This is a genomic window from Neobacillus sp. FW104-15D2, assembly GCF_058790155.1.
Genome location: NZ_JBYTCJ010000060.1, coordinates 1 through 8105 on the forward strand (window position 1 = coordinate 1; position 8105 = coordinate 8105).

Sequence of the window (8105 nt, forward strand, 5' to 3'; positions counted from 1 at the left end):
AATATGGAATAAACCCGGCTTTTTTCAATTGTATTTTCTCAGTAGGACTATAAAATCGGAAGATTTTCAGTAGCCTCATTAGATTGCCGGCTGTTTTTTTGCTTTATTCGAACATTATTTCTTTAGGAAGAATGGCAGGAGCACCGGGAATACTTTTAGGTTTGAAATTTATGTACTCAGAAGAATAAACGGATACTGAAAGTTGGCTTCCCAGGCTTTTGGCCCTGATTAATATTGGCTGGCTGTACATATTTTTAAAAACAAAATCGGGGCCGTACCAGCTTACAGTAGCATCCCTTCCAGGTGGAACATATGTCACTGCTTTCGTGTGGGAATACCTTTGAATAATTTTTAAACCTGCATTATCTGCAGCGTTAAATAGAGTCGAAGAGACCTGACAAATTCCTCCGCCAATTCCCTCAGATAACTCTCCGCGAACAATAATTGGAGCCTTTAAATAGCCCTGCTCGGTTGTCCGCTTCCCGACTATTTTATTAAATGAAAATGTTTCTCCGGGAAATATAACTTTATTGTTAAGTGACTTCGTTGCGAGCGCTATGTTATTGGCGCGTTCCCTGTTCCCTGCATTAAAATAGGTAGTATACCGGCCAATCATCATTGTATTTATAGAGTCAAGGATCTCACTGTCTACCCTGGGATATACAGGCTGTATAGGAACTTCCAGAATGTTTGGCTTGCCTTCAAAAAAGTATTGCACCAGCTGAACAGCCAGCTTTTTCTTATCGAGTTTCTGTCCAACCTTTTCAGGGATAATGCTGCCGTTTTGTCCGATATAGGCATCAGCTGGAGCTTGAGCTACTTTATCTTCAAGGTCGTCAACCAATTCCCCAAGACGATTAGTGTCCGGAAAGGCAGCACCGGGTTCAGGAATTAGGCTTAATTCTTCTCTTGTTAAATGAGTTAGCGGAATTCCTTTATTTAAAAGTATCAAATTATCGGACTGTACTGGTACATTTAAACCAAGAAGCAAAGTTAAAATAAAAGTTTGTAACATGTATCCGATTCCTCCTTTCCTTAATATGAACAAGAGAAAGGAAAAATATTGGAAAAATTAATGAAATCGGTGAAAAATATATTAAATAAAAGGTGGAGCAATGATGATACCTAGAATTACAGTTATTGGGAGCATCAATATGGACCTTGTGACAAAGACAAATAGGGTCCCTCAGAGGGGGGAAACAGTTTTAGGCGAGTCTTTTAATACGATACCTGGTGGAAAGGGAGCAAATCAGGCAGTAGCAGCCGCAAGGCTTGGGGCTAGGGTTGAATTTATTGGCTGTGTTGGTGACGATGCTTTTGGATATGAATTAAAGGAAAACCTGCAAAACGAGGGAATTAAAGAAGACTATATAGAAACCATTCCTCACGCTTCATCAGGTATCGCCTCCATTACACTTTCAGATGGAGAGAACAGTATTGTAGTTGTCCCAGGCGCAAACTATTTTCTTACTCCTGAAATAGTCGAAAAAAATGAAACTGTAATTGCTGAAAGTAATATTCTTCTTTTACAGCTTGAAATTCCAATCAATAGTGTTGTGAAGGCAGTTTCTCTAGCCAAGAAACACAATGTAAAAGTTATTCTTAATCCTGCGCCTATTCAAAAACTCCCAACGGGAATGGTCGAACTAATAGATTATTTCACACCTAATGAGCATGAAAAGGAGCTGCTTTTCTCATCTTTGGAGATAAAAACAAAAGAGAAAGAGAGCTTACAAAGAAAATGTATAGTGACCCAGGGAGCAAGGGGCGTCACTATTTTTCAGGAAAAAGAAATACAGATAGAAGGATATAAGATGAAGGCAGTTGATACAACAGGGGCAGGTGATACCTTTAATGGAGCTCTTGCTTACAGTTTGAGTATCGGAAAGAATCTTGAAGAGGCCTGCCGCTTTGCCAATGCCGCTGCCGCAATATCAGTTACGAAGCTTGGTGCACAGAGCGGGATGCCATATAGGAAAGATATAGAAAAGTTTCTTGAAAGTGATTTTTAAAATAGTAACAGGATTTTTATAAAAAGATCACGAAACAGTAAGAGAGCTTTAATAGAAGAGAGGCATCTTAATGTTCGGCACGGCAGATATAACAATAAAATTAATTACAAATGAATATACAGAGGCTGCCAGAAGCCTTGTTCTTGCAGGGCTGGGAGAGCGGTTTGATTTTATTGATCATTCATTAAATCCGGATTTGTATAATATCATGGAGATTTATACCAAGCCTGGCTGTTCGTTTTTAATTGGAATTTTGGGCAAAAGTGTTTTATGTACAGGGGCACTGAGCAGGAAATCTTCTGATACAGCACGGATTGAAAGAATGTCGGTTAAAAAGGAATATAGGCGAATGGGTCTTGCGGGCAGAATGATGAAGGAATTAGAGCAAATTGCAGTAAGTTTAGGATATAAAAAAATAGTCCTCGAGACAAACAGACATTGGACAAGCGCTGTTCAATTTTATGAAAAGCACGGATACTTAGTGGGGCACCTTGATGACCATTGCATAAATTTTTCTAAAGACATTTAAATCTATTAAAAAGGGAGAGATCATTCTGGAATCTCCGGTTTTTCATTTCACAGATCGAATGGCTAGAATTATAGCAGCTGCCGAGGAGGAGGCTTTTTTATCCGAAAGCCGAGTCTTAACCGCTTTGGATATCCTCCTTGCCTGTCTCCAGGAGAAGTCAGGGGTGCTTGGGGAAATTTCTTTAAAAATGAATATGGATTTAAGCTCACTAAGAGAACACGCTAGGGATGAAAATGATGATGATTTACATCAAAGCCCTTTTTTCAGAGTTCCAGTTTCAAATGAAGTGAATGCCATATTTAATGCTGCAGCTAAGACAATGAAAAGATATAATCAAGTTTATTTAAATGAGGGGCACTTATTAAAAGCATTAATGAATACGGAAACGGCAGCCCGTTATTTAACAGACTGTAACAGAAAGATTATTTTAGATTTAGGAACGACTTCCCGGGACATGATCGCAAACCTTGATCTTTACATTTTTCCGGAGCTGCCATTGCAGAATATAAGAAGAGTTAATCATAACGATTTTGACCAGCTTGTTTACTATGTGGAGGAGCATTTTTCATCTGATTGGGCCCAAACGGTGAGGGAGGGTTTTCTCCTGAGCATACCTTCTATGTATATTGCTTTTGATAATGACGGTGAGATAGTAGGATTTGCTGCCTTTGATATTTATAAGGGGAAGAAAGGCTATATTGGGCCAATGGGTGTATCCCATTCTGACCGGAGCAAGGGATATGGATATTCATTGCTGCATCATTGTTTAAAGGATATGAAAGACATAGGTTATGCTTATGCAATTATTGGCGGGGCTGGACCGTTAGAATTTTATGAAAAGGCTTGTGGAGCAGTCATTATTCCTAAGGGTGATTTAACAAAAGTTAATATAATATAAAAACGTGTGGGGGTTGCCACACGTTTTTTAGGAAATTAATACAGCCAGCCACGACCATATTGCTTTGGCGGTTCGAGATCAGCCCGAAGCTCTTTTGCGGCAGTGCGCGGCCAGTATGGGTCACGTAGGAAGCCGCGGGCAATAAAGATAAGGTCTGCCCGGTCATTCTGAAGGATTTCTTCAGCCTGGATACCTGTTGTGATAAGGCCGACAGCTCCAGTTGGAATGTCTGCTCCATGTTTAATGGTTTCAGAAAAAGGAACCTGATATCCAGGGTAAGCTTTAACCGGAGCAGGTGCAACTCCGCCTGAGCTTACATCAATTAAATCCACGCCTTGTTCCTTCATCCACTTCGCCATTTGAACGTAATCCTCAGCCTTTAAGCCTTCTTCAAGGTACTCATAAGCTGAGACCCTTACAAACAAAGGTCCGTCCCAGACAGTTTTTACTGCATCAATGGTTTCACGGAGGAAACGATAGCGGTTTTCCTCTGATCCGCCGTATTCATCAGTTCTTTTATTCACTGTTGGAGAAAGGAACTGGTTGATCAGGTAGCCATGTGCACCATGTAGTTCAATTACTTCAAATCCTGCTTTCTTTGCTCTTTCTGCAGCAAGGCGGAAAGCTTCAATCGTTTCTTGAATTTCTTCTAGTGTCATTTCTTTAGGTGTTTTGTAGGTTTCATCAAAGGCATAAGGAGAAGGTGCGATAATGTCTTCTTCTAAAACCGCCTTTCGGCCCGCATGCCCAAGCTGGATTCCTGCAACTGCTCCGTGCTCCTGAATTAATCCTATTAGCTCTTTTAAACCCTCAATATGTTCATCGCTCCAAATACCCAGGTCTTGTGGTGATATCCGGCCCTGTGGAGTGACTGCGCTGGCTTCAAGGATAATCAATCCTGCCTGTCCAACCGCTCTTGATGTGTAGTGGGTCCGATGCCAGTTTGTAATCATCCCGTCTTCTTTATAACAGGAATACATGCACATTGGTGACATCACAATCCGGTTTTTAAAGGTAACCCCTTTTACCGTATAGGGTGTAAATAGTTTAACTGATGATGGCATTAAAAAAGCCTCCTTGTTTTCGGTTTTCTAAATATCTTTTAGTATAGCAGATGGGTTTTTCAAAAGAAAAAAATCAGTCTTTGCGATTCATATTTCTAAGCTCGCTAAGCTTATAAGCAGTGCCTCGCCACACAATTCCGCCCCTTTTAAATGTCAAAATACTAGCCCTAATAATGGAATAAATAAAAATCATTCCTGTTAATGGGAAAGCCAGGAACATCCATGGGGAAAACCGTGTCATTTTTTTTATGACCATAAAATATAAAATTCCAATCGCAACGATATTGGCAACGCTCATAAGGATAACCAGCCTGTCCGGCACAAGTACAGTAAAAAAAGGAAGAATGTGGGACAGAAAAGTTCCTACTACAGCAAAAAGAACCATGCTTATTCGGTAATTCAACCCTGCAAAAGTGTTTTTTTCAAGGCCAATTAACGCTTCCTTCAGAGTTCCATACCATTCGACTTCTATTAACTCCAGGGCTGTTGCTATTCTCTGCCGATAGCCTTCATTTTTCATTTTCATTCCTAGCTGAAGGTCATCATCAGGACGCATCTTTATTCTTTCATGAGTCCCAAATTGCTCGTAAGCTTTTCTCAGCACGAGGTTAAATGCACCAATTCCGGTTCCACTTTTGGAACGGGGATTATTGGCGGTCCAGGGCCGTTTAAAATATGAAAATCCAAATAGAAAAAAACCTACAAACGACTTTAGCCAAAAACCGTTTCCATTTAAGTTGGGGGCAGCTGTTAAGTGATCCAGATTGTTTCGTTCAAAATAGTGAAGCGCCTTTCCAAAAGCCTCTTTTTGATAATGGACATCCGCATCAGTAAAAAGCAGCCATTTACCGGTGGCACTCTTTGCCCCCAAATAAAGGGCATGATTTTTTCCAAGCCATCCTTCAGGAAGTTCCTTAATGTGAATTACATTAACACGCTTATCGGATTTTTTTATTTCCTCCATTATTTTGCCTGTATCATCTGTTGAACGGTCGTTAATAAGCAGCCATTCCACATTTCGATACGTTTGATTCAGCTGGGAAAGAACACTGGATTTTATCGACTTTTCCTCATTTCTTGCTGCAACGATCACACTAAGAAGGGGGCCGTCTTTTAATACTTCCTCTTTTTCTAAAGAATCAAGTGTACGCAGACCAATAATCGCATCGATTATAAAAAAGATCCAAACAGCAAGGCTTAAGGTATATAAAATAACAAGCATGTTTAGTTAACTCCTGTCAGTGTTTTACCTTATTTTAAAGAAAAGGGAAAGGAGGTACAAATGAAAGGGTTAATCCCTGGAGCTGTTTAAGTTATAATTTAATATAAAGCTTGGGTTTAGGAGGAAGTATGAAAAAAACAATTGTGTTTACAGGCGGGGGATCCGCTGGGCATGTAACGCCGAATATTGGAATTATGAAAGAACTTGATCCACAAAAGTGGGATATGAGATACATAGGATCCAAAAAAGGAATTGAGAAAGAGCTAATTGAAAAGCTAGGCATCCCGTATTATGGAATTTCAAGCGGGAAATTAAGAAGATATATTGATTTTGAAAATGTGGCTGACGCCTTCAGGGTTTTAAAGGGCTGTATAGAGGCGAGGAGAATATTAAACAAAATCAAACCGGCTCTTATTTTTTTCAAAGGGAGGGTTTGTTTCGGTTCCTGTCATTATTGCAGCTCGCTCTCTTGGGATTCCTGCCTTTATTCATGAAAGCGATATGACCCCTGGGCTTGCTAATAAAATTTCACAACGCTTTGCAGCAAGGATCTTTACATCATTCGAGGAATCAGCAAAATTTTTTCCTTCTCAAAAAACGAAAGTAATCGGGTCACCCATTCGAAATGACATATTAAAGGGCTCAAGTTTGCAGGGAAAAAAAATTCTGGGATTTGACGGATGCCGTCCAATCCTAATGGTAATGGGTGGAAGCCTGGGAGCCAAAAAAATTAATGATACGGTTAGAGGTGCATTGCCACAGCTGTTGGAAAACTATCAAATTGTTCATCTTTGTGGAAAAGGAAACCTTGAACCTTCATTGGAAGTGCGCGGTTACCAGCAATTTGAATATATACATGACGAGCTTCCCGATATCCTATCCGCAACGGATATAGTTATTACAAGAGGTGGTTCTAATGCCATTTTTGAGTTTCTTGCGTTAAATATTCCGATGCTGATTATCCCTTTAAGCCGACAGCAAAGCCGTGGAGACCAAATTCTAAATGCGAAATCATTTACTGAAAAAGGCTACGCGGTCACTCTGGAGGAAGAAGAGCTGACGACAGAATCCTTGGTTTCTAACCTTCAGGAAATTCAGCAAAGCAAGGAAAAAATAAAAAATGCGATGAAAAATTCTGGCCAGGGATCTGGGCTTCAAACTTTAGTAGAAGAGATTAATAGTTTTTAAAGGAGGAGAGGAATCAAATGGAATTAGAAGTCTTTGTTCTATCTGCTTTTACAAAAAATGGAGAAGGGGGAAACCCTGCGGGAGTCGTACTTGATACAGACTCTTTAACTGAAAAAGATATGCAGATTATTGCTGCAAAATTAGGGTTTTCTGAGACTGCTTTTATTTTACCATCCTCACAGGCGGATTATCGGATTCGGTATTTTACACCTAATGAAGAAGTGGATGTATGCGGGCATGCTACTGTGGCTTCATTTTCGCTGCTGAATCAAAAAGAACTGGTGAAGCCTGGAATGTACTCCATCGAAACGAAGGCGGGACTATTATATGTGGAGATTAAGGAAAACGAATCGGTATTTCTCCAGCAAAATCCGCCTAGCTTTCTTGAGGAAATTTCGTCTGAGGAAATAGTGGCTTCTTTAGGGATTAACGAGGATCAGCTGGTTTCGGAGATGCCGATACAAGTGGTCACAACCGGGCTGCGTGCGATTTTGATTCCTGTCAAAACCCTCGATATTCTTCTTGGGCTGGAACCCGATATGGAGAAAATCACCGATATAAGCAGAAAATACGATTCTACAGGCTATCATGTCTTTACACTTGAAACCCTTCATGGCGCTTCAGCCCATTGCCGGAACTTTGCTCCTTTGCTCGATATTCCGGAGGAAAGTGCAACCGGTACATCTAATGCTGCGCTTGCTTGCTACCTGGCGAAATACAGGGATGAATGGATAAACAAGGAGGCCTCCTATACCTTTGAACAAGGCTATTCGATGGAAAAACCTCTGAGCTTTATGCAAATTTATCTGTAGAATCCGGCAGTATTGAAAAAATCAATATCGGCGGATACGCTTTAGCTTATCAGTCTCAGAAAATATTAATTTAAAAAGACGGGGAGAAGTTACTACTCCCCGTCTTTACTATTGAATTCTATTCTATCTAGCTTGGTTGACATCTCTTTAAGGATTTGATTGCGTTCCTTTTGCGATTTGATTAAAGTAATAGCAAACCATATAACAAATCCAAGTACGGCAAGATAAACTAATATCAGTAAAATTGGTAAAAATGACATGATGCCTATCATGATAAAACCTCCCTTTATGTAATTATGATACCGTAACTACTTAGGTCAGTTAAAAGAAAACTGACCTCGATAGACTAACACAATGGAATCAAGCAGACTCCTGCCTTG

General features: G+C 40.1%; 8 protein-coding genes and 1 pseudogene. 5 read left to right on the forward strand and 4 right to left on the reverse strand.

What is annotated here, in order from left to right:
- Positions 1-103 precede the first annotated feature (103 nt).
- Positions 104-1015, reverse strand: coding sequence for a VanW family protein (locus AC3WR0_RS25135; protein WP_492554812.1), 912 nt, complete (start codon positions 1013-1015; stop codon positions 104-106).
- A 100-nt stretch (positions 1016-1115) separates the two neighbouring features.
- Between AC3WR0_RS25135 and rbsK the strand changes: the two genes are divergently transcribed.
- The 3 genes from rbsK to AC3WR0_RS25150 all read left to right on the forward strand — a co-directional run bounded on the left by rbsK (position 1116) and on the right by AC3WR0_RS25150 (position 3439).
- The gene (rbsK, locus tag AC3WR0_RS25140) at positions 1116-2012 is read left to right on the forward strand and encodes a ribokinase (protein ID WP_492554813.1); all 897 of its coding nucleotides are present in this window, start codon (positions 1116-1118) and stop codon (positions 2010-2012) included.
- 70 nt (positions 2013-2082) lie between these two features.
- Positions 2083-2541: a GNAT family N-acetyltransferase gene (locus AC3WR0_RS25145; RefSeq protein WP_492554814.1), complete on the forward strand. Its 459-nt coding sequence runs from the start codon at positions 2083-2085 to the stop codon at positions 2539-2541.
- Between the two features lie 58 nt (positions 2542-2599).
- Complete coding sequence (locus AC3WR0_RS25150) at positions 2600-3439, forward strand: GNAT family N-acetyltransferase (protein ID WP_492554815.1); 840 nt, start codon at positions 2600-2602, stop codon at positions 3437-3439.
- Positions 3440-3474: 35 nt separating this feature from the next.
- On the opposite strand, the gene namA is transcribed toward AC3WR0_RS25150, so the two are convergent.
- Complete coding sequence (gene namA / locus AC3WR0_RS25155) at positions 3475-4503, reverse strand: NADPH dehydrogenase NamA (protein WP_492554816.1); 1029 nt, start codon at positions 4501-4503, stop codon at positions 3475-3477.
- Between the two features lie 73 nt (positions 4504-4576).
- Positions 4577-5725 (reverse strand): glycosyltransferase family 2 protein, encoded by a 1149-nt coding sequence (locus AC3WR0_RS25160; RefSeq protein ID WP_492554817.1) that lies wholly within the window; start codon positions 5723-5725, stop codon positions 4577-4579.
- Positions 5726-5853: 128 nt separating this feature from the next.
- On the opposite strand from AC3WR0_RS25160, the pseudogene murG reads away from it, so the two are divergent.
- Together murG and AC3WR0_RS25170 are read left to right on the forward strand one after the other, a co-directional pair.
- Positions 5854-6913: pseudogene (gene murG, locus AC3WR0_RS25165) on the forward strand (undecaprenyldiphospho-muramoylpentapeptide beta-N-acetylglucosaminyltransferase).
- A 17-nt stretch (positions 6914-6930) separates the two neighbouring features.
- Complete coding sequence (locus AC3WR0_RS25170; protein WP_492554818.1) at positions 6931-7725, forward strand: PhzF family phenazine biosynthesis protein; 795 nt, start codon at positions 6931-6933, stop codon at positions 7723-7725.
- A 92-nt stretch (positions 7726-7817) separates the two neighbouring features.
- Here the strand turns inward: AC3WR0_RS25170 and AC3WR0_RS25175 are convergent, their stop codons facing one another.
- Positions 7818-7997: a hypothetical protein gene (locus tag AC3WR0_RS25175; protein ID WP_027323722.1), complete on the reverse strand. Its 180-nt coding sequence runs from the start codon at positions 7995-7997 to the stop codon at positions 7818-7820.
- Between the last annotated feature and the right edge of the window lie 108 nt (positions 7998-8105).

What these genes read in the sequence shown, in the direction of transcription:
- namA (WP_492554816.1), bottom strand. Translation starts at nt 4,503, where the DNA reads ATGCCATCATCAGTTAAACTATTTACACCCTATACGGTAAAAGGGGTT.
- AC3WR0_RS25170 (WP_492554818.1), top strand. Translation starts at nt 6,931, where the DNA reads ATGGAATTAGAAGTCTTTGTTCTATCTGCTTTTACAAAAAATGGAGAA.
- AC3WR0_RS25145 (WP_492554814.1), top strand. Translation starts at nt 2,083, where the DNA reads ATGTTCGGCACGGCAGATATAACAATAAAATTAATTACAAATGAATAT.
- AC3WR0_RS25175 (WP_027323722.1), bottom strand. Translation starts at nt 7,997, where the DNA reads ATGATAGGCATCATGTCATTTTTACCAATTTTACTGATATTAGTTTAT.
- rbsK (WP_492554813.1), top strand. Translation starts at nt 1,116, where the DNA reads ATGATGATACCTAGAATTACAGTTATTGGGAGCATCAATATGGACCTT.
- AC3WR0_RS25135 (WP_492554812.1), bottom strand. Translation starts at nt 1,015, where the DNA reads ATGTTACAAACTTTTATTTTAACTTTGCTTCTTGGTTTAAATGTACCA.
- AC3WR0_RS25150 (WP_492554815.1), top strand. Translation starts at nt 2,600, where the DNA reads ATGGCTAGAATTATAGCAGCTGCCGAGGAGGAGGCTTTTTTATCCGAA.
- AC3WR0_RS25160 (WP_492554817.1), bottom strand. Translation starts at nt 5,725, where the DNA reads ATGCTTGTTATTTTATATACCTTAAGCCTTGCTGTTTGGATCTTTTTT.